The organism is Herbaspirillum sp. NPDC087042, from assembly GCF_044745245.1.
Classification (GTDB): domain Bacteria; phylum Pseudomonadota; class Gammaproteobacteria; order Burkholderiales; family Burkholderiaceae_D; genus Herbaspirillum.
The window spans coordinates 242,091-262,201 of the sequence record NZ_JBIUZW010000004.1; the positions used below are offsets into that span (position 1 = coordinate 242,091).

At 61.8% G+C, this 20,111-nt stretch carries 18 protein-coding genes; 11 read left to right on the top strand and 7 right to left on the bottom strand.

The annotated features are described in order from the left end of the window. Positions 1 to 78: 78 nt before the first annotated feature. The 3 genes from ACIPHN_RS08250 to ACIPHN_RS08260 form a co-directional block, all read right to left on the bottom strand. Positions 79 to 621, bottom strand: coding sequence for an AAA family ATPase (locus ACIPHN_RS08250; protein WP_400435083.1), 543 nt, complete (start codon positions 619 to 621; stop codon positions 79 to 81). Between the two features lie 104 nt (positions 622 to 725). After that, positions 726 to 1,073, bottom strand: coding sequence for an antibiotic biosynthesis monooxygenase family protein (locus tag ACIPHN_RS08255; RefSeq protein WP_400435085.1), 348 nt, complete (start codon positions 1,071 to 1,073; stop codon positions 726 to 728). A gap of 167 nt (positions 1,074 to 1,240) precedes the next feature. Beyond that, complete coding sequence (locus ACIPHN_RS08260; protein WP_400435087.1) at positions 1,241 to 2,359, bottom strand: acyltransferase family protein; 1,119 nt, start codon at positions 2,357 to 2,359, stop codon at positions 1,241 to 1,243. Between the two features lie 139 nt (positions 2,360 to 2,498). Here ACIPHN_RS08260 and ACIPHN_RS08265 point away from each other — a divergent pair, with 139 nt between their 5' ends. The 5 genes from ACIPHN_RS08265 (at position 2,499) to ACIPHN_RS08285 (ending at position 6,824) form a co-directional block, all read left to right on the top strand. Next, positions 2,499 to 2,882 (top strand): BlaI/MecI/CopY family transcriptional regulator, encoded by a 384-nt coding sequence (locus tag ACIPHN_RS08265; protein ID WP_400435089.1) that lies wholly within the window; start codon positions 2,499 to 2,501, stop codon positions 2,880 to 2,882. Further along, positions 2,879 to 4,717: a M56 family metallopeptidase gene (locus ACIPHN_RS08270; RefSeq protein ID WP_400435091.1), complete on the top strand. Its 1,839-nt coding sequence runs from the start codon at positions 2,879 to 2,881 to the stop codon at positions 4,715 to 4,717. Before ACIPHN_RS08265 ends, ACIPHN_RS08270 begins: the two co-directional genes overlap by 4 nt. A 102-nt stretch (positions 4,718 to 4,819) precedes the next feature. Then, positions 4,820 to 5,695: a class A beta-lactamase gene (gene bla / locus ACIPHN_RS08275; protein ID WP_400435093.1), complete on the top strand. Its 876-nt coding sequence runs from the start codon at positions 4,820 to 4,822 to the stop codon at positions 5,693 to 5,695. Between the two features lie 76 nt (positions 5,696 to 5,771). Beyond that, entirely contained in the window at positions 5,772 to 6,221 is a 450-nt protein-coding gene (locus ACIPHN_RS08280) for an acetyltransferase (protein ID WP_400435215.1), read from the top strand. A gap of 30 nt (positions 6,222 to 6,251) precedes the next feature. Next, a complete protein-coding gene (locus tag ACIPHN_RS08285) occupies positions 6,252 to 6,824 on the top strand; it encodes a GNAT family N-acetyltransferase (protein WP_400435095.1) in 573 nt (190 codons plus the stop codon). A gap of 83 nt (positions 6,825 to 6,907) precedes the next feature. On the opposite strand, the gene ACIPHN_RS08290 is transcribed toward ACIPHN_RS08285, so the two are convergent. Next, entirely contained in the window at positions 6,908 to 7,198 is a 291-nt protein-coding gene (locus ACIPHN_RS08290; protein ID WP_400435097.1) for a hypothetical protein, read from the bottom strand. A gap of 314 nt (positions 7,199 to 7,512) precedes the next feature. Next, entirely contained in the window at positions 7,513 to 8,280 is a 768-nt protein-coding gene (locus ACIPHN_RS08295; RefSeq protein WP_400435099.1) for a hypothetical protein, read from the bottom strand. A gap of 293 nt (positions 8,281 to 8,573) precedes the next feature. Between ACIPHN_RS08295 and ACIPHN_RS08300 the strand changes: the two genes are divergently transcribed. After that, the gene (locus ACIPHN_RS08300; RefSeq protein WP_400435217.1) at positions 8,574 to 9,506 is read left to right on the top strand and encodes a LysR family transcriptional regulator; all 933 of its coding nucleotides are present in this window, start codon (positions 8,574 to 8,576) and stop codon (positions 9,504 to 9,506) included. A gap of 12 nt (positions 9,507 to 9,518) precedes the next feature. Here the strand turns inward: ACIPHN_RS08300 and ACIPHN_RS08305 are convergent, their stop codons facing one another. Next, positions 9,519 to 10,736 (bottom strand): HD-GYP domain-containing protein, encoded by a 1,218-nt coding sequence (locus ACIPHN_RS08305; protein WP_400435101.1) that lies wholly within the window; start codon positions 10,734 to 10,736, stop codon positions 9,519 to 9,521. Positions 10,737 to 11,383: 647 nt separating this feature from the next. Here ACIPHN_RS08305 and ACIPHN_RS08310 point away from each other — a divergent pair. The 5 genes from ACIPHN_RS08310 (at position 11,384) to ACIPHN_RS08330 (ending at position 17,871) form a co-directional block, all read left to right on the top strand. Continuing rightward, positions 11,384 to 12,448 (top strand): DUF1338 domain-containing protein, encoded by a 1,065-nt coding sequence (locus ACIPHN_RS08310; protein WP_400435103.1) that lies wholly within the window; start codon positions 11,384 to 11,386, stop codon positions 12,446 to 12,448. A 161-nt stretch (positions 12,449 to 12,609) separates the two neighbouring features. Continuing rightward, entirely contained in the window at positions 12,610 to 13,494 is an 885-nt protein-coding gene (gene gcvA / locus ACIPHN_RS08315; protein ID WP_400435105.1) for a transcriptional regulator GcvA, read from the top strand. Between the two features lie 336 nt (positions 13,495 to 13,830). Further along, on the top strand, positions 13,831 to 15,342 hold the full coding sequence (locus tag ACIPHN_RS08320; RefSeq protein ID WP_400435107.1) for an aldehyde dehydrogenase family protein: 1,512 nt from the start codon (positions 13,831 to 13,833) through the stop codon (positions 15,340 to 15,342). Positions 15,343 to 15,472: 130 nt separating this feature from the next. Further along, positions 15,473 to 16,519: an ABC transporter substrate-binding protein gene (locus ACIPHN_RS08325; protein ID WP_400435109.1), complete on the top strand. Its 1,047-nt coding sequence runs from the start codon at positions 15,473 to 15,475 to the stop codon at positions 16,517 to 16,519. A gap of 134 nt (positions 16,520 to 16,653) precedes the next feature. Then, positions 16,654 to 17,871, top strand: a complete 1,218-nt coding sequence (locus ACIPHN_RS08330) for a PLP-dependent aminotransferase family protein (RefSeq protein ID WP_400435111.1) — start codon at positions 16,654 to 16,656, stop codon at positions 17,869 to 17,871. 78 nt (positions 17,872 to 17,949) lie between these two features. Here ACIPHN_RS08330 and ACIPHN_RS08335 read toward each other — a convergent pair whose 3' ends face one another. Continuing rightward, positions 17,950 to 20,070, bottom strand: coding sequence for a TonB-dependent siderophore receptor (locus ACIPHN_RS08335; protein WP_400435113.1), 2,121 nt, complete (start codon positions 20,068 to 20,070; stop codon positions 17,950 to 17,952). Positions 20,071 to 20,111 lie beyond the last annotated feature (41 nt).

Sequence of the window (20,111 nt, forward strand, 5' to 3'; positions counted from 1 at the left end):
GTACAAGTGTGTGGCAAAACTCAGCCAGTGACAGCGTCCGCTTCTGGCCGAAAATGGCCATCCCGTCATGAAGAGATCTCAGTTAATCAATGTCTTCAGCTGGCTGAGAACGAAATCAGCACGCTGGGATACGGTCAGCATCGGGACAAGTTGAATATCGTACCCATATGCCGGATAAGCCTTCAGAAGCCGCTCATACTCTGATAACGCCTGGCTTAAGTCATGACGTCGTTCATTGTCCTGCGCGTAGATTTCGGGCCAAGGAGGGAGCATGAACACCTGTCGATGATATTGGTGCGCCTCTTGCATCAATGTCTCGTCTGGCATTTCTCCCGTGGTAGCAGCTAACGCAGACAAGGCATCGACCAGCCCTCTGTCGAAAAATACCGGACTTGAGGCCGCCTTGGCTGAGCGGAGATCGTTTAGTGCCAAGTCAATGGCGCGGGAAAGGAAAGCGCGCATATCAATCCATGGCAGCGCTGCTCCACCGTTCTTCAGCTCCGCCGTAACTACACGACGCCCCGGCTCCTCCATCACCGAATATCCGCGCCGCTTGAGTTCGGCCAGCAAGGTCGATTTGCCGCCTCCCGAGCATCCTGAAATTACATAGCACGGATTCATTCCTCGTGTTCTTTCCTGGGAGCGCGGCGCCGAAATTCAGACCGGAATTGAAGACGGCATCCGCGATTTTTACAAATGGCGCCTGTTGGCTCACCTGTTATTAATTAGGCCTGTGCACGGCCGATGCGAATGCTGCGACCTGCCAAGGGATGATCGATCCGTCCATCGCCACGCGCTTCGATCACCTGGGCGACAACGATCTGGTAGCCGGCCAGCCACTTTGCCTGATCGCGCTTTGCTTGCCGGTGGATGGGGTGAGACATCAGAGTCTGCAGGGATTCCAAGGTATCCCAGTAATAGACATTGGAGATCAGGCCGGTGGAAGCATTCTCCCAGGCCTCCTCGCCGAGATAGCCAGGAATGGCGCGCGCTACGGCTGCAATGGCGTCATCCAAGGCATGGAACTCGGCATCATAGACGCCCTTGGCGAAAGTAAAAGTCGCGGTATACATGGTTGGCTTCTTTTGGAGTGGTGCTCAAAAGTTGGTAGAGAAAAAAGCGCATATTCTGTTTTCCTGCAGGAATGACGTACAGGGCCAATCCGTACAATCCCCGGCGGGCCAGTATTGCAAGCAAGCCGATACAGAACCAATGAAATCGGCAATCAGTTTCAAATAATTCAATGCACGCAGTTCGGGCGAGTGACTCTCGCACGGATCATCCGATTCATCGGTTCAGAGAATACGCGCGAGATGCCAGCCGCCACCGCGGCCGAAACAAGGAAATAGCCGACCAGGAGTGCAATCTTGCCTTCCGCCGAGACGATTTGCGGCGAGAATACGGTGCGCATCAGACCGAGTACGATCAGGTGGAACAGATAGAGCTCGTAGCTCAAACGCCCGCATGCGGCCAAGACACGAGCTGCAAGCGTGGCGCGGGGCGGCCGCTTGCGCTGCGCGGCGACCAGCAAGAGCGCCGCGCCCGCCGCCATTGCCGTGCAACCCAACACCTTGCTTTGCGCGATCGGCCAGGCCAGGTACAACAACGCCATGGATGCGCCAAGGGCGATGCGTACGCCGCGCCGCTCCAGCCACGTAAACCCGCCGTTTCTGGAGAGGATCGCCGTGCAACAGCCGATCGCGATGCTGTCGAAGCAGGCCCAATAGCCGTACAGAAACTCGCCCTCGTCGTTCGGATGCGCAAAACGATAGAGCGGCCCGATCACGATGACCAGCGCCATCAAAGCCAACAGCCGACGCTCGCTTTTCAGGGCCAGGCAGGCCAGCGGAAACGCCAGGTAGAACACCTCTTCCACGGCAAGCGACCATAGCACGCCGAGCGGATAGTTCACCCATCCATGTCGAGCAATTAGCGCGTTCATGTGGAAGGCCGCAGCGGCCAGATTGACGCGCCACATTGGCAAGCTGCTGCCATCGACGACGCGATTCTGGAAAATGGCCAGCCCCGCCACCGCCAGCAAGTCGACCAGGCATAGCAAGAGCAGGAGGCCGGGCAGGATGCGCGCGATGCGCAGACGGTAGAAGTCGGCCAGGCCGATCTGGCCGATGCCTTGCCAGCGATGGCAGACATTGGAGGTGATCAGGAAGCCCGAGATGGCAAAGAAGATGATGACGCCGTAATTCCCGTTGCGGGCCACGGCGCGCACCGCCGGCCATCCGAAGGCAGCGGCCAGCCACGTCCCTTCGAGCCGGTAGGCGATGTTGAAATGGTGGAACAGCACCAGCAGGATCGCGATGCCTCTGAGGGCATCGATCCGGGGATTGCGCATGGTCGGCATGGAGACGTGGTGATCGGTTGAGACATAGGACGTACGCTGGCATGTCAGGTAGACCCGTCGATATAGACATTTTATTCTAGACACTTTGTTCTAGAAAGTATATTCTACTTCGCAACGATCCAACATTCCCAAATCCGTCATGGAACAAGCCAAAACCAAGTCCAAACCCACCGCGGCCGAACTGAACCTGCTGCGCGTGCTGTGGCAGCTGGGAGATGCCACCGTCAAGCAAGTGCATGAAGCCATGCTGCCGGAGCGGCCCGATCTCTCATACGCCACCGTATTGCGGCAGATGCAGGTCATGCACGGCAAAGGCTTGCTGACGCGCGATGAAAGCGAGCGTTCCCATGTCTATGCGCCGGCGCAGCGCCAGAAGTCGCTCCAGGCGACCCTGTTGAAGGACCTGATCCAGAAAGCGTTTTCGGGATCGGGCAAGGCGCTCGTGATGGCGGCATTGCGCAATCACGTCACGCAGGAAGAGAAAGACGAGATCAGGAAACTGCTGCACGGAGACGAGCAGTGACTGCGGAATTGTCCGCCGTGGTCCCGGCAGTCGCTTGGGCGCTGCTGAATTTCCTCTGGAAAGGCGCATTGATCGGCGCCGCCTGCGCCGCGCTGCTGCGCCTGCTGCCAGCGACGGCGTGCCGGCAACGCTACCTGATGCTGTGCCTGGCGCAGCTCTCATGCCTGGCGTCGGTGTTGCTGGAGACCGGCTTGTCCATTGCGACGGCAACCGCACCTGCAAGCGCTGGCCACGCTCTGGGCGGCATGATCGGAAGCCGGGCCTCGTCCATTTTCCCCGCCGCGGCAATGCCATGGCTGGTCGCCTGCTGGCTGACCGGCGTGATGGCGATGGGAGCGCGGCTCGTATCGGGGCTGTGCTGGACCAGGAGCCTGGTAGCGCAGGCCAGCGTGGGGCACACGCGCTGGCAGGCTAGCGTCAGTTCGCTGGCGCTACGCTGCGGCATCTGCCGGCCGGTCTTGCTGCGTGTCGCGGATGGACACCATGGACCGCTGACGACGGGATGGTGGCGGCCTGTCATCATCGTTCCGGGCGCGTTTTTGCTGAGCATGCCGCCGCAGATGCTGGAAGCCTTGCTGGCCCATGAGATCGCTCATATCAAGCGCATGGATTACCTGATCAATCTGTTGCAGAACATGATCGAGGCGCTGCTCTTCTTCCATCCGGTGGTGTGGTGGCTCTCCCGGCATATCCGTATCGAGCGAGAATTGATCGCTGACGAACTGGCCGGCGCGCTGACCGGCGAGCCGCGGCAACTGGCGCTCGCGCTGGAACGACTGAGCCATGGCCAGGCAGGGCGCAATGCGGCGGCTGTCCCGTTGAGAGCGGCGGGCGGGGAATTGCTGGAACGCGTGAAACGGCTGGCGCGGCCGGCGACGCGCATCCAGGCAAAGGCCATGACATCGGCGCTTCCCGCGATGATGGCGGCGCTGGCGATGACAGCCGCACTCGCGGCCGGCTCGCGGTTTGCGCCGCTTGCTCCGCCATTGGCCTCAACCACGCCAGCGACATCAAACCATCGAGGCAACACGTTGCCGGACGCCGTTCAGGATGGGGAAGCCTCCATGCTGGGCCGGCTGCTGGAGTCGAACCACGTGGCGGTGCTGGACAGTCGTTCGGGCCGCGTGCTGCTGCAAAAGGACGCGGATGCGGTGGTGCCTATTGCGTCGCTGACCAAGCTGGTCACGGCGATGGTGGTGCTCGATGCCAGGCCCGACCTGGATCGCGTGGTCCGGATTGAGCAGCAGCACGTCAGCGCATTGCGGCAGGTCAGATCCAGCCTGCCTGAGGGATCGCGGGTCAGCTTGCGCTCGCTCATGCAACTGGCGCTGGCTTCCTCTGACAACCGCGCGGCCTATGCGCTCGCCCAGAGTTATCCGGGCGGCTTGTCTGCTTTCAGGCAAGCGGCCGGCGCCAAGATCGCAGCGCTCGGCCTGGCACACACGATGCTGGATGATCCGACCGGCCTGTCGCCGCTCAACACATCGACGGCGTTGGAGCTGGCTGCCATCGCCGGTGCAGCCGCCGGCTATCCGGACATCGCGCGCTATACGACCAACCCGGCGGGTGCGATCAGGATCGCCGGGCAGCGCGTCGCCTACCGCAACACCAACCAGCTGGTCGGAAAAAAAGGATGGGACATCGCGCTATCCAAGACCGGCTTCACGCCGGCGGCGGGTCGCTGCCTCATCATGCGGCTGAAGTCGCCAAGTCAGGACGTCACGCTGGTCTTGCTTGACGGCGCCAGGCCTGACGCCATGGAACGCGACGCGCACAGTATTCGCCGTCTGCTGGCCGCCATCCCTCAGCAGCCGCAACAACAGCAAACCGGCTGACTCATTTTCCGATCAAGAGACTCGTTCCGGCAGCGGCAGCGCCTGCCGGGTCGACTTGCGTCCATTTTTCCATCTCCTTTTGCAAAGATAAGAGAATTTTCAATGACAATTTCCTTTAAACGCCGCCAACTCAGCATCGGTATTCCCCTGGCATGCGGCCTCGGCGGCATCGCCCCTGACCTGCGCGCCGCCACCTCACTGCTAGCCGAACTGGAGCGCCGCCATGGCGGTCGCCTGGGCATGTTCGCAATCGATGCCGGGTCGGGCAAGATGCTGGAGCATCGGGCCGACGAGCGCTTCCTGATGTGCAGCACGTTCAAAGGCATGCTGGCCGCCCAGGTGCTGGCTCGCGTCGATCAGGGCAAGGAAAGTCTTCAGCGCTCGATACGCTATACAAAGAAGGACTTGATCTTCACGTCGCCGACCACGCTTGCCAACGTCGGACGCGGCAGCATGACCGTAGGCGAACTGTGCCAGGCAACCGTCGAACTGAGCGACAACACCGCTGCCATCCTGCTGATGCGCAACGCCGGCGGGCCGGAGGGATTGACCGCTTTCATGCGTAGCCTGGGCGACACCATGACGCGATCCGACCGTTATGAGCCGACCTCCAATCAGTACAGCGGCGAGCTGGATACCACCACGCCGCGCGCCATTGTCGGCGCCGCGCGCAACATCCTGACCGGCGATGTCCTTAGTCCCCATGCGCGCCGGCAACTGGAAGACTGGATGATCGCCTGCCTGCCCGGACGCAATCGCTTGCGCGCGGCCTTACCGGCGGACTGGCAGGCCGGTGACCGGCCGGGCACCAGTGTGGATCGGCAGACCAACGACTACGCGATCGTGCGTCCGCCTCGGCGCGATCCGCTGCTGGTGGCCGCCTATTACGACGCGCCGGCGCTGGACATGCCCGGCCGCGAAGCGGTGCTGAGGGAGGCGGGAGAGATATTCGTGGCGTGGGCCAGGACGTCGGCTTAGCCGGTCGGCGCAGCCCGGAGAGATCCGCCATCAGACGCCAATCCAAACACTGCAGGAAAAAAATATGCCTACGATCATGACCAACATTAGAAAATCGCACGCCGGCGATGGCGACCGGATATTAGAAATCTGGCGCAGTGCCGTGCTGGCCACCCATGCTTTCCTGCTTCGCGCCGATTACGCCGAGATCGAGAAGGAAGTGCGCGATTTCCTCCCTTCCACGCCCTTGCTTTTGGCCGTTGATCGGGAGGACAAGCCATTGGGCTTCATGCTGTTGGACGGCTCCCACATGGAAGCCTTGTTCGTCGATCCCGACTATCACGGGCAAGGAATCGGCCGTCGCCTGGTCAAGCATGCCCTTAGCTTGTCCGCTTCATTGACGACGGATGTGAATGAACAGAATGAACAGGCGTCCGCCTTTTACTTCCACCTGGGCTTCACCGCCACACACCGATCGGCGACAGACGGGCAAGGACGTCCTTACCCATTGCTTCATTTGGAAATTCAACAGCAGCCGAAGATCTGATGCGAGGCTGATTCTCTTTCCATACCCGATATGCATTTATTCGAGCCACTTAGCATGACGACCCGGCGCCTGCGCCTCAGGCCGCTCCGCGAGGATGATTGGCAAGCGCTCTTCGCCATCTGGTCTGATGCCGAGGCGATGCGCTATTTCTCCTTCCCGGCGATTGACAGCGTTGACCAGGCAAGGGATCTGGTCGCAGGTCTCTTGGCGACGTCTGGCGAGGGCAGTGAGCTGGTCTGCGTGCTTGAGCTGCTGGCCACCGGCGAGGCGATCGGCAAGTGCGATTTGTTTCATGCCCACATACAGTGCCGGCGCGCCGAGATTGGCTTTAGCCTGCAACGCAGGTATTGGGGAAACGGATACATGAACGAAGCCGCATCGGCGCTTATCGGATATGCATTCCATACACTAAAGTTGCGCAGACTCGAGGCAGACATCGACCCGCTCAATCTCACATCGGCCCACCTTCTCGAACGGCTGGGATTCATTCGCGAAGGACTGTTACGCGAACGCTGGGTAGTTAGTGACGAGGTTTCGGATAGCGCGCTGTATGGACTTCTTCACAGCGATCATCGGCCGCTCGCAATCAGCGGCCCGGGGTAGGAATGCTCCATTAGTACCAGTAAAAAAGAGAGATGTCCGCTTCTGGCCGTTTGCGGACAGCGTGATGCTAGAAAATTTAGTTATCAACGCAGCTTTTTGACCTGTAAGTTATAGATATCCCACATCGCCAGTTGACCTTTATCTTTCTCGCCGGCCTCGAAGGCTGCAAATGCTTCTAGCAACTTCAAGTCAATGAACGCCGCTTGCTCTATGTCCCGCTTCAACTTTGGGAAGATTTCTGCCCAAAGTTGCCTAATGTCGGCCATATTGGTTTCGTACGTTGCGTACGACCATTCTGGGTAATCATCAGGTGCATTTGTCGCGGCACCACCAACTGCGCCTGCAAAGTCCGCCAATCGCTCCGTCAATGACATCGTCATCCTTTAAGTGTTGTGTTGTCTTTGCAGACTTTCCGCTTCTGGCCGATAACGAACGTTGATGGCCTACCGCGGCTCCGCCGATGAAAATGAACTAGAAGACTTGCTTGCAATATCTTTGACTCGAGACGCTGGCGTCGCCACCTTCGAGTCATGTTGAAGAAGCGGCGCTCTTATACAAGACAGAACGTGCTGAGGCTCCAGATCACGTCTGCCTGTCGTAGACCCGCCTGACTGCTGACTCCCAAGACATGCTTGAGCGCGATTGCTCCGTCAGGTATCGAGGCGCCACGGGACGCGCATACATTGATTTATTTGACCGGCACGATGACGATGGGTTGGACATCGCGGATTATCGGTCCACCACCTTCCCATGTTCCTAGTGGCAGCAGCCTGATTTCCGTGCGGTCGGCAAATTGGGGATACTTCTTTTTGATGATGGGCAAGTCCCGGTCCTGGCGATCCCGGATCTCAGGAGATGCGTCTGCCACTATCCTAAGACCAAGCATGTTTTTTCCCTCGGCGAGGTTCAGGTGCAGATTGCCAATGTATTGGACCTTGCCGGCCGCTACATGAAATTCTAGCGGGACCATCTTCTCTGATGGCGAAAGGATATATCCGGCGCTCCGAACCAGGCGCCATGACGAAATAGTATGTCTGCCAGCGGGTAATGAAATGGCAAGGACCTGCCCATAACTATCCTTGAACTGACTTCCCATGCGAATCGTCACGTGTTCAGGGAGAGCCTCCAGGCGCCTGGCAGGAACAGGTGCGCCGGGGATGTCTTCGTCAAGGTAAAACATGGCCTGAAAATTTCGGGATCCGGCGCGATCAAAGGAAACGGAGGCAATAACGATACCTTGATCCGGATTATTCTCCAGCGAAAAGTCGCGATCCACGTTCGATACGGCACAAGCAGTCAGCAATATGACAAGCAGGCATATAAAGGTGCTTTTGTAAGGCATATTTCTTATTCCCCCTTGGATTTTTGTTGGGGAACTGTAGCAGAAAATTAGTCTGGCCTGATCCAGCTTGCTCATCGTGTGGCCGGTTTCTGGCCGATCGGTGAACGCGCGCATGTATGTGCAATCAGTGGCCCTTGCATCGCCTGACTTTGCGACGCGCTGCACACATGCTCTTTTGGCGCATTCTCCGGTGATGCCGCGTTCGACTCACGGGGGCTAGCAGTACAGTAGCGGCTTGGCACCTGATTGTGCCCAGCCGCTTTTTTGCAGACTTCCACCTCCCAATGAAGTCATGGACGCATCCTGCCAAACGAGAAAAAGCTCTGTTCTCCCGCTTACTTCCTCTGCTCATCTCACCTGTTACCGCGCTATAGTCGATCCAGACCATTCGACCACTTTGCGCCATGATGAAAAACAACGCCATGGATTACCTGCCGCGCATGGTGATCTTTTCCCGCGTCGTCGAGCTGGGTGCCTTTTCCAAGGCGGCTCGCGAGCTGGGACTGACCTCGTCGTCAGTGAGCCAGCACATCAGTGCGCTTGAAACCATGCTCGGCACCACGCTGTTGCACCGGACCACGCGCAAGCTTTGCCTGACCGAAGCCGGGCAGGATTTCTACGCACATTGCGCGCGCATCGTCACGCTGGCCAACGAGGCGCGCCAGAATACCGAGAGCCTGCACAATGAACTGGTCGGTGAACTGCGCATCGCCGCTTCCAGCTTCATGGCCACCGAATACCTGGTGCCGGCGCTGGACGAGTTCATTCGCAGTCATCCCAGGTTGCGTATCAACATCGACGTCAACGACCACAACATCGACTTGATGGACAAGAGCGTGGACCTGGCGCTGCGGGTGGGGAAGGGGCCCGGTGCGACCGATATTGTGCTGGCGCAACTGGATGCGGTGCTGTGCGCCGCGCCGGCGTATCTGCACTCGCACGCACCGATACACCGGCCCGAGGATCTGCAGCAGCAGGACTTCCTGTTCTTCACGCCCCATGGCGCCACGGTTGAACTGAGTCTGCGTGATCGCGACGGTCAGCGCGTGCAGTTGCGGCTTACACCCCGCCTCACGGCCAACCATGCGCGTTCGCTGCGCCAGCTGGCCTTGCAGGGCCACGGTGTGGCGCGTCTCCTGAAAAGCAAGGTACAGGAGGATCTGGATGCCGGACGACTGGTGCAGGTCTTGCCGGACTGGTCACTGGATGCGTACAGTGCCTTCCTCACCACCCAGTACCGCGACGTGATGCCGGCCAAGATACTGGCCTGCATCGGGCATATCCAGGCTTATTTCAACTGCCGCCATCCAGGCACAGGCGAGGCTGCCCGGCCCGCTTGAGCCGGCCTGCCGTCAGCATCTCAGCCCCTGGCTCTTGATCCAGTCCTCGCCGCTGCGCTCGGCGATGGCATCGGTCTGGCCGTCGGCCGCAAGGTCGACGATTTCATTTTCCAGGGCCTCCATCGAGGCAGTATTGCTGAAGGCCTTCACCACCGGGCGCGTCAGATCCTTGCGGTTCTGGCAGATGACCAGCGCAGTGCGTCCCGAGCGTAGCGTGACGATGGAGCCCAGCGGATAGATGCCCAGCGTCTTGACGAAGGCCAGGAAGATGGTGCGGTCGAAATGCCCCTGCCAGGACGCCATGCGCGAGAGCGAATCGGCTGGATCCCAGGCGGCCTTGTAGACGCGATGCGAGGTGACCGCGTCATAGACGTCGCATACCGCCGCCATGCGCGCATACAGGCTGATCTGCTGTCCCTGCTGGCGCATGGGGTAGCCGGTTCCATCCATCTTTTCGTGATGATGCAGGCACACTTCCAGTACGTAATCGGGCACGCCGGCCAGGCCTTGCAGATAGGCATGGCCCAGGGCTGGATGGCGCTGGATGATGCGATATTCCTGGTCGGTCAGCCGGTCGGGTTTGTTGAGCAGTTCCAGCGGGATGAAGGCCTTGCCGACGTCGTGCAGGAATCCGGCCAGGCCCGCCTGCTGGCACGCCTTGTCGTCCAGTCCCAGCGTGCGTCCCAGCGCGACCATCATGGTGCAGACCGCAATCGAATGCAGGTAGGTGTATTCGTCGGCACGCTTGATGCGGATGATGCTCAGGAGGGCGTCGGCATTGTGCGCCACCGAGGCGGCAATCTGCTCCACCAGTTCCTTGCATTTGCGCACATCCAGCGACCTGCCCAGGCGCGCCTGGCTGAATACTTCCTGCGTGGTTTGCCTGGCCATCTCGTAGAGATGGAGGGCGTCGCTGAGGTCGAGATCCAGCGCGCCGGCCGGATCCAGTGCGGCGGCACTGACAGACGGTACGGGTGGTACGGGTGGTGCGGGTGGCGCGGCACTCGCGTCCTGGGACGGCGCTGCGCTGTCACTGTCCGGTGCAAGGCCCTTGTGGACGTCGATCCAGCAGTAGGCATGATCGGTCTGCTGGGCCTGCCGTATTTCATTCTCGGTGCGGATCATGAAACTGGCGCGCCAGAACGGCGAGGCGATCCAGGCGCCATTGAAGCCCGAGAAGTACATGCCTATCCTGAGTTGGCTGACAGGGATTTTTCTCAACTGCGTCATGTGCCTCGGTGACAGGGTGGAAGAGCGGATCGGAGCGACCAGTCGCGCAGGCGCTCGGTCGCTCTGGATACGCTGCATGCACGCTGGTCTGGTGTCGCCGCAATGTATTACATTCCCGCTCGATTGATTAGAGCCTTGCCGTTAAAGAGTCCGGTAAATATTTTTAAGTAATTGCGCAATCTGCGGGCCTTGCCTTGCATTGTTAAGCTGGATTAACGAGTTAGTTCGCCACACGGCAGCTAATCAAAGTGCGCCGCTTGTAATACAGTAGCGCCTGCCGGACCCAGCCGGAAATGTGTCGGGGGACACTGCGGGTACAAGCCCGCGCCGGCGCCGCGCCACCCAGGAGGGGGATTCCGGTGGTGCGCACTGAGGAGGGAGGCGGGCGATGCCGACAATCGCAGGATGCATCCGACTTTCCTTTCAGAAACGGCCGTCAATGGACAGATCAGGCATCTGCTCGGCATCGTGATCGACATTGGCATGCAAGGGCAGCGCAAGGCCCCGGCGGCTCCGTGGGCTCCATGCTCGCCCGTGGGCTTGCATGAGTAAAAGGCATTGAAGCCTCAGAAATAATCGTTTTATCCCGACCCCGCGCTGCCCTTACCATGAGGCCATCTCATAGTCACCCGGTCAAAGGCACGCCCATGACGATTTCCGCGAACAACAGCAATCTCCATCAACTCCTGCTTTCCCACTATGGGGATGACGCCCTGGTGCAGCGCCAGTTTGTACGTCTGGAGGTGCCGGCATCGACGTTGCGCCCCGCCGGGCAGGACGTCTCCCGCCTTGAGCTGGCCCAGGCCCTGAACATGCTGCTCTTCGAGCAACTGCTGCAGCAGGTCGCTACCGGCCGCGATTACGTGGCCGATGCCGAGCGCGCGGGCGTGAAGATCTGTTTCGACCATGGCGCCGTGCGCACTGTGCGTCTGGGCCGCGATACCGGTTTCCCCGATGGCGAGGCACTGTTCACCCGCGTGCTGCTGCCGCTGGGCTACCAGCAGACCGGCACCTATCCGCTGGCGCGCATCAAGATGACCGGCCGCGTCTATACCCATGCCGACGATGCCGAGAACATCGCCCAGTTCTTCGTCAGCGAACTGCATCCCGAGCAGTTCTCGCCGCAGTTCCAGCAGACCGTCGATGCCGTGCTGGCCTCGTCGCGCAATCCCCTCAGTGACGAGGTGCAGGCACTGCTGGCCACGTTGTCGGCGCGGGGCAGCCTGCCGCTGGCCGACGCCAAGCGCCTGCTGCCGGCCATGCTCAACTGCTTCGCGCGTCATCATGACCTGCCTACGGTGGCGCAGTACGAAACCCTCAAGGCCGAGTCGGCCGAGATGGCCTGGATCTCCACCGAAGGCAATGCCTTCAACCATGCCACCGACCGTGTGGTCGACGTCGTCGCCACGGCCGAGCGCCAGCGTGAGCTGGGCCGTCCCATCAAGGATCAGGTGGAGGTGTCGCGCAATGGCCGCGTGCGCCAGACGGCCTTCCGCGCCGTCAAGGTCGACTACCAGCTGCAGGGCGATGCCGGCCAGCCGGTGGCGGTAACCGTGCCGGGTTCCTTCTACGAATTCATCAGCCGTGACTACTACGTCGATGAGGCCGGCCAGCAAAAGCTGGATCTCACCTTCGACAGCGGCAATGCCCAGGGCATCTTCAAGATGACCGAGGCGGGCGCACCCGCTGCAGAATCGGCCAGTGCCTGCTGAGGGACTGTCGGTGTGGCCCGGTGCGGTGAGCGATCGTTGCGCCGGATGACATCGTCACAGCCGTACCAGGAATCGATGCCATGAGCCGCCTGCATTCTGATGCAGGGGGCGGCATCGATTTTGCTATAGTGCGGGGTCATTGTCCCAGCGGATTTCGCCCCATGCGCCGTTTCATCCCGTCCACGTCCTGCCTGATCGCCTTCGATACCTCGGCGCGTCACATGTCGTTTACCAAGGCGGCCAATGAATTGCACATGACCCAGGGCGCGGTGAGCAGGCAGGTGGCGATCCTGGAGGAATACCTCAACGTCAAGCTGTTCGAGCGCATCAACCGCCGCCTGATCCTCACCGAAGCCGGCCGCGACTATGCCGCCCAGGTCTCCACCATCTTGAAGCAGATCGAGATGGCGACCTTCCAGGTGATGACCTACAACAGCCTGGCCAGCGTGCTGAACCTGGCGATCCTGCCGACCTTCGGCGTGAAGTGGCTGATCCCGCGCCTGGCCAAGTTCTCGGCGGCCTATCCCGATGTGCTGCTGAACCTGAGCACCGAAGTGCTGCCCTTCGATTTCAATACACGCCAGGTCGACGCCGCCATCCATTTCGGCGAGCCCGACTGGCCCGATACCGTGATGGTGCGCCTGATGGGCGAGGAGGTGGTGCCGGTCTGCAGCAAGGCCTTGAATGACCGCATCGGCGCCATCGAAGACCTCGGCAACGTCACCCTGCTGCAGCACACCACCCGCCCGCAAGCCTGGCAGGACTGGTTCCGCCATGTCGGTGTGGATTGTCCCAATGCCCTGGCCGGTCCGCGCTTCGAACAACTGGCCATGGTGATCCAGGCCGCCGTGGCGGGCATGGGCGTGGCGCTCATGCCCAAGTTCATGGTCGAGACCGAGATCAGCCTAGGGCAGTTGCATGTGCCTTTCCCCTTCGCGGTCAAGAGCCCGCAATCCTACTACCTGGTCTATCCCGAGAAGAATGCGGGCAAGGCCGCCATCATCAAGTTCCGCGACTGGATATTGAGTGAACTGAAGGCGGGCTGAGCCGGCAGCGTGGCTTGCATTGCCCTGGTGCAATTTGGCTCGCGCATACTAAAACTCATGCCGGGCATTTCACTGCCGTCGTACCCTCCCACCCTGCGCGCCGTTCGCCTGTCTCCCCACGCAGCACGCCATCCCTGACGGATCAAGGCCTGGCGCTGCCTCCGGCGTGATGCATTGCACCATCCTTGCACATCCTGATGAAGTAGCCGGCGCCATCGCGGTGCATTGGAAAAAGTCATGACGTGGTGATATTTTTTGGTTTTAAGAATTGGCCCGCCTGTCCTTATACTCCATCGTTCCAGACCCCTCCCACTCCATTGATAACAAGGGACCTCCATGTCTTCTCCCAGCATTTTCTCCACCCTCGACTTCGACCTGTCGGCCTACGCCGGTAGCGACCTGGTGATCCGCTCGCCGCGTGATGGCCAGATCATCGCGCAGCTCAAGGCGCAGAGCACCGCGCATGCCGAGACCGTGATCGCCGACGCGCATCAGGCCTTCCAGGCCTGGCGCGAAGTGCCGGCGCCGGTCCGCGGCGAGCTGGTGCGCGTGCTGGGCGAAGTGCTGCGCGAGCATCGCGATGCCCTCGGCGCGCTGGTCACCCAGGAAGCCGGCAAGATCCTCTCCGAAGGCCTGGGCGAGGTGCAGGAGATGATCGATATCTGCGACTTCGCCGTGGGCCTGTCGCGCCAGCTGCATGGCCTGACGATCGCCTCCGAGCGCCCCGGCCATCGCATGATGGAAACCTGGCATCCGCTGGGCGTGTGCGGCGTCATCACCGCCTTCAATTTCCCGGTTGCGGTGTGGGCCTGGAATGCCGCGCTGGCACTGATCTGCGGCAATGCCGTGGTGTGGAAGCCGTCCGAGAAGACCCCCGTGACCGCGCTGGCCGTGCATGCACTGTTCGCCCGTGCGGTGGAGCGTTTCTCGGCACAGCGTCCGAACCTGGTGCCTGCCAAGCTGTGCCAGCTCCTCATCGGTGGCGCCGACCTGGGCGAGACCCTGTCGCGTTCGCCGCTGGTGCCGCTGGTGAGCGCCACTGGCAGCGTGCGCATGGGGCGCAAGGTCGCCACCGTGGTGGCCGAGCGCCTGGGCCGCAGCCTGCTGGAACTGGGCGGCAACAACGCCATGATCGTCGCACCCTCGGCCGACCTGAGCTTGGCCCTGCGCGCCATCACCTTCTCGGCGGTGGGCACGGCTGGCCAGCGCTGCACCAGCCTGCGTCGCCTGTTCGTCCATAGCAGCATTCATGACCAGGTGGTGGCACAGATCAAGCGCATCTACGCCAGCGTCAAGGTGGGTGATCCGCTGCAGCCCGATACCCTGGTCGGCCCGCTGATCGATCGCGCCGCCTTCGATGCCATGCAGTCGGCCCTGCAGCAGGCCCGCGCACAAGGCGGTGAAGTCACCGGCGGCGAGCGCGTCGAGGTGATGGGCGATGCCTGGTATGTGCGTCCAGCCCTGGTCACCATGCCCGGCCAGACCGCCATCATGCACCACGAGACCTTCGCGCCCATCCTTTACATCGTCAAGTACGACGAACTGACCGACGCGATTGCCCTCAACAATGCCGTGCCGCAGGGACTGTCCTCGGCCATCTTCACCAACGACATACGCGAAGCCGAGCTGTTCGTCTCGGCCGTGGGCAGCGATTGCGGCCTGGCCAACGTCAACATCGGCACCAGTGGCGCCGAGATCGGCGGCGCCTTCGGTGGCGAGAAGGAAACCGGCGGCGGCCGCGAATCGGGGTCGGATGCCTGGAAGAACTACATGCGCCGCGCCACCAACACCATCAACTACAGCAAGACCTTGCCGCTGGCACAGGGAGTGAAATTCGACATCGACTGACAGGCATTGCACCGGCATCAGCACAAGAAGAACAAGAAGCCAGGTGTTGGGGCCTGGCGGTTTTCACCCTCGTTTCCACACCCCGCCGCAGGCGGGGATCCACATCGGCAAATCGGCAAGGAGTTTAGTGATGAAGATGAAGTACCTGGCAATGACCTGTGCAATTGCAGCGACCATGGGTGTCACCACCGGCGCCCAGGCGCAGACCAAGACCATCTACGTCGGCATGAACGGCGGCACGATGGAAAAGAACTACACGGCGTCGATCTTCCCCGACTTCGAGAAGGCCAACAACGTCAAGGTCGTGGTCGTGCCGGGTACCTCCTCGGACATCATCGCCAAGATGCAAGCCCAGAAGGACAAGCCGCAGATGCACGTGGCCTTCCTCGATGACGGCGTGATGTACCGCGCCATCAACATGAGCCTGTGCGAGAAGGTCAAGGATGCCGCCGTCCTGAAGGACGTCTATCCCTTCGCGCGCCTGGCCAACGACCAGGCCGTGGCCATCGAGATGGGCGTGCTGGGCATCGGCTACAACAAGAAGCTGTTCGCCGAGAAGGGCTGGCCGGCGCCGACCTCGTGGATGGATTTTGCCGATCCCAAGTACAAGCAGAAGGTGGTGTTCCAGTCCATCTCGGCCAGTACCTTTGGCCTGTACGGTTTCATGATGTTCAACCGCCTGGTGGGTGGCACCGACAAGAACGTCGACCCTGGCTTCAAGAAATGGGGCGCCAGTATTGGCCCCAACGTGGTCGAATACCTGTCGAGCTCGGCCAAGATCTCGGAGATGGTGCAGACCAATGAGGCGGCGATCTTCCCGCTGACTGTCACCGGTATCGCCAACCTCAAGGACAAGGGCATCCCGGCCGAGTTCGCCACGCCCAAGGAGGGCGGCGTGCTGCTGATGACCGGCGCCTGTCCGATCAGGGGCAACAGCGAGCCGGACCTGTCCCAGAAGCTGCTCGAATACCTGCTGACCCCGGCGGTCCAGGCCAAGAGCATGGCGCTGGCCAATTCCATCCCGGTCAACCGCAACGTGCCGCTGTCGGAGGCCGCACAGGCCAAGCTGGGCAAGAGCGAAGTGCTGACCAAGAACCTCAATACCGTGGACTGGGATGTGGTCAACGAGAAGCGCTCCGAGTGGAACAACCGCTGGAACCGCATGATCGAGCAGTAACTCACTGGCGCGACGACAGCCGACTGTCGTCGCGCATTCCTCCTGTCGCAGTGTGACTGCAGTGTGATGTGTGCCGCCTTCCAGGCGGCGCAGGGCTGCTGTCGTCCTGATGTTCTTCTTGCCCGCGTACGATCATGACCGCCGCCTACTGTTTCAATCCTGCCTTCCAGTCGCCGCAAGGCTCGCCCATCCGCGAACTGTTCAAGTACACGCAGCAGCCCGGCATGATTTCCTTTGCCGGTGGCTATCCGGCACCGGCGCTGTTCGATGCCGATGCCCTGGCGCGCAGTGCCGCCGCGGTACTGGCGCAATCCCCCGCCGCCTGCCTGCAATATGGCGCCACCGAAGGCACGGCGGTACTGGCCCAGGCCTTGCGCCAGCTCACCCGCGAGCGCATCGGCGGTACCGGCGAGGTGGCCGACCTGATCGTCACGACCGGGTCGCAGCAGGGCTTCGAATTGCTGTTGCGGGTCATGCTCAGTCCGGGGGATGGCGTGGTCATCGAGCGGCCCTGCTATCCGGCCGCGATCCAGGCGCTGCGGCTGGCCGGCGCCGACTTGCTGGAAGTGCCGGGGGATGAGGCGGGCATGGATACCGATGCGCTGGAACGCCTGCTCATCGCCGGTGCCCGTCCCCGGCTGCTGTATGTGGTGCCGACCTTTGCCAATCCTACCGGCGCGACCTTGTCGCTGGCGCGTCGGCGTCACCTGCTGGCGCTGGCGGTGCGTTACCAGTTCCTGGTGATCGAGGATGATCCGTATGGGCAGCTGCGTTTCCATGGCGAAGTGCAGCCGCCCTTGCTGCAGGTGGCACAGGAGATCCCGGGGGCCGCTGACTGGCTGGTGTACCTGTCCAGCCTGTCCAAGGTGGTGGCGCCGGGTTTGCGCATCGGCTGGATGTGCGGCGCGCCCGAGATCCTGCGCCGGGCGGTGATCGCCAAGCAGACCGGCGACCTTTGCACGGCACCGTGGATGCAGATGGCGGCGGCGCGCTATCTCGCCGACGGCTGCCTGGAGGCGCATCTTCCGGCCATCATCGCCACCTATCGCGAGCGCTGCGAGATCATGCTCGATGCCCTGCGGCTCGCCTTCGGTGACGCGCTGTCATTGTTCGCGCCGGAGGGCGGCATGTTCATCTGGGCCAGCTGGAATGATGGAACGGATGCCACCGCGCTCTTGCACGAGGCCGTCGGCCAGAACGTGATGTATGTGCCGGGTGCTGCCTTCTATGCACAGGACGCCGACCCCGCGCGGCTGCGGCTGTCGTTTGCCAACGCCCAGCCGCAGGAGATCATCGAGGGCGTGGCCCGTCTGCAGCAGGCACACCGGCAATGGCGCGCCACGCCGCGTTGAATCCGGTGTCTCTATGAAAAAAAGCGCCCCGTCACCTTGCAGTGACGGGGCGCTGTTGCATGGTGGGTGCGCTGCGGTTCAGAGGTCGATCTTCATGCGCGCCACCACGGTGCGTTCCGTGCCGGGCATCACGTACAGGTTGCCCCACGATCCCACATAGTAGTTGCGGTTGAACAGGTTATGCACGTCCAGTGACAGGCGCACGTTCTTGCTGACCTGCCAGTAGCTGAGCAGCTTGACGGTGGTGTAGGCCGGCAGCGAGTAGGTGTCGGCCGTATTGCCGGAGCGATTGCCCACGTAGTTCACGCCACCGCCCAGGCCGTAGCGGGTGCCATTGGCCAGCGCATCCTCGCGCATGGCCAAGAGGCCGGCGCTGTAGGCCGGGATATTGGTCAGGCGGGTGCCGGCGGCCAGGGTCTTGTCGCGGGTGACGCGGGCATTGTCCCAGGAGAAGTTGGCCGAGAGGCGCCAGTGTGCATCGATCTGTCCAAAGGCATCGGCTTCGAAGCCGGTGCTCTTGACCTCGCCGGCCGCCACCGAGTAACCGGCCACATCGCTGGCGGTGAGCACATTGGTCTTGGTGATGTCGTAGAGCGCGAAGTTGGCGCCCAGGCGCTCATCCGTACTCTGCAGCTTCACGCCGGCCTCGTAGGCGGTCGAATGCTGGGGATCGAAGGCACGACCATTGATGTCCACACCGCTGTTGCCACGGAAGGACTTGCCCGCCGTCAGGTACACCGAGCTCCAGGTCGTGGGCAGGTAGGTGATGCCGGCGCGCGGCGAGACCGCACTCTGCTGCTGCGAGGTGGTGGTGACGCCGCCGACGCGGTTTTCCACACTCTGGTTGTACTGGTCCCAGCGCAGGCCGCCCAGCAGCTTCCATTGCGGCGAGAGACTCAACTGGTCCTGCACGAACAAGGCCTTGACGCGCTGGTTCTCGTCCGAGCTGGAAGTGCGATTGGTCAGCGGCAGCAGGGCGCTGCCATAGACCGGATTGTAGATGTCGATGGGCGTGTTGGCCGAGCGCAGGATCTCGGTATTCATCCACAGCGTCGAGGCTTCGGCGCCCACCAGCAGGGTATGGCCGATGGCGCCCGTAGTGAAGTTGCCCTGCAGTTCGGCCTGGAAGGCGACATCGCGCGAGGGCAGCTGGCGCCAGGTGCGGGTGCGGTTCAGGGTGCGGTTGTCGGCGGCCAGGGCATTGCTCAGCGCGGCTTCGGTGTAGTAGCCGTCGAAGCTGCTTTCCTTGTAGCTGGCACCGAACTTGGCGCGCCACTGTTCGGAGAGCGTGCGCTCCAGGGTCAGCTGATGGGTGTTGCTGCGCATCTGCATGTTGCCATCGGAGGGCTCGCTGAGCACGCGGTCACGCGGCAGCGTGCCCAGCACGCCGCGCACATTGATGATGCCGCGATCCAGCGGCGTGCTAGCCTGCAGGAATTCACCCTCGTAGTTCAGCAGCGTATCGCGGTCGATCACCCAGGCCACCGAGGGCGCCACCAGGGAGCGCCGGTTGTTGAGCAGGCTGGAGCGGCTATCGCCCTCTTCGGTCATGGCGATGAGGCGATAGGCCACGCTCTGGCCCAGCGGACCGGTGCTGTCGACCGAGGCGCGCCTGAGACCGCCGGTGCCGGCACTGAGTTCGGCGCTGTTCTTGCTGGTGAACTGCGGCTTCTTGGTGACGATATTGATGGTGCCGCCCGGCTCGCTGCTGCCGTACAGGGCCGAGGCCGGGCCCTTGAGGAATTCGATGCGTTCGATATTGGCCGTGTCGCGGCGCGGATTGTAGCCGCGCGAGCCGGGGAAGCCATTGATCAGGAAGCCCATGTCGGTGCTGCTGAAACCGCGAATGGCGAAGTTGTCCCAGGTGCCGCCGAAGTCATTGAGGCGGCTGATGCCGCTGACGTAGTCCACGGTATCGGCCAGGCGCACCGCGCCCAGATCCTCGATCTGCTGGGTGGTCATCACGCGCACCGATTGCGGGATCTCCAGCAGGGGCGTGTCGGTACGGGTGGCGCCGCTGGTGGAGGCAGCGTTGTAGCTGGCCGGGTTCTTGTCGGAGACCACGCTGATCTCGGGAAGGGCGCCGCTCTGGCTGCCTGCACTGGCTTCACTGCCTTCGGCCCAGGCCAGCGGGGCCATGGTCATCAGGCTGGCGGCCAGCCAGTGGGCGGGACGAAGGTGTTCTCGCTGAAATCGCATCTTGTTGTGTCTTGGCTTGGTAGGTCGGGATGCGAAATATA

Excerpts from the sequence above, each read along its gene's own strand:
- ACIPHN_RS08325 (WP_400435109.1), top strand. The coding sequence starts at position 15,473 with ATGAAGATGAAGTACCTGGCAATGACCTGTGCAATTGCAGCGACCATG.
- ACIPHN_RS08320 (WP_400435107.1), top strand. The coding sequence starts at position 13,831 with ATGTCTTCTCCCAGCATTTTCTCCACCCTCGACTTCGACCTGTCGGCC.
- ACIPHN_RS08265 (WP_400435089.1), top strand. The coding sequence starts at position 2,499 with ATGGAACAAGCCAAAACCAAGTCCAAACCCACCGCGGCCGAACTGAAC.
- ACIPHN_RS08300 (WP_400435217.1), top strand. The coding sequence starts at position 8,574 with ATGAAAAACAACGCCATGGATTACCTGCCGCGCATGGTGATCTTTTCC.
- bla (WP_400435093.1), top strand. The coding sequence starts at position 4,820 with ATGACAATTTCCTTTAAACGCCGCCAACTCAGCATCGGTATTCCCCTG.
- ACIPHN_RS08295 (WP_400435099.1), bottom strand. The coding sequence starts at position 8,280 with ATGCGCGCGTTCACCGATCGGCCAGAAACCGGCCACACGATGAGCAAG.
- ACIPHN_RS08260 (WP_400435087.1), bottom strand. The coding sequence starts at position 2,359 with ATGCCGACCATGCGCAATCCCCGGATCGATGCCCTCAGAGGCATCGCG.
- ACIPHN_RS08335 (WP_400435113.1), bottom strand. The coding sequence starts at position 20,070 with ATGCGATTTCAGCGAGAACACCTTCGTCCCGCCCACTGGCTGGCCGCC.
- gcvA (WP_400435105.1), top strand. The coding sequence starts at position 12,610 with ATGCGCCGTTTCATCCCGTCCACGTCCTGCCTGATCGCCTTCGATACC.
- ACIPHN_RS08305 (WP_400435101.1), bottom strand. The coding sequence starts at position 10,736 with ATGACGCAGTTGAGAAAAATCCCTGTCAGCCAACTCAGGATAGGCATG.
- ACIPHN_RS08280 (WP_400435215.1), top strand. The coding sequence starts at position 5,772 with ATGACCAACATTAGAAAATCGCACGCCGGCGATGGCGACCGGATATTA.
- ACIPHN_RS08310 (WP_400435103.1), top strand. The coding sequence starts at position 11,384 with ATGACGATTTCCGCGAACAACAGCAATCTCCATCAACTCCTGCTTTCC.
- ACIPHN_RS08290 (WP_400435097.1), bottom strand. The coding sequence starts at position 7,198 with ATGTCATTGACGGAGCGATTGGCGGACTTTGCAGGCGCAGTTGGTGGT.
- ACIPHN_RS08285 (WP_400435095.1), top strand. The coding sequence starts at position 6,252 with ATGCATTTATTCGAGCCACTTAGCATGACGACCCGGCGCCTGCGCCTC.
- ACIPHN_RS08250 (WP_400435083.1), bottom strand. The coding sequence starts at position 621 with ATGAATCCGTGCTATGTAATTTCAGGATGCTCGGGAGGCGGCAAATCG.
- ACIPHN_RS08330 (WP_400435111.1), top strand. The coding sequence starts at position 16,654 with ATGACCGCCGCCTACTGTTTCAATCCTGCCTTCCAGTCGCCGCAAGGC.
- ACIPHN_RS08255 (WP_400435085.1), bottom strand. The coding sequence starts at position 1,073 with ATGTATACCGCGACTTTTACTTTCGCCAAGGGCGTCTATGATGCCGAG.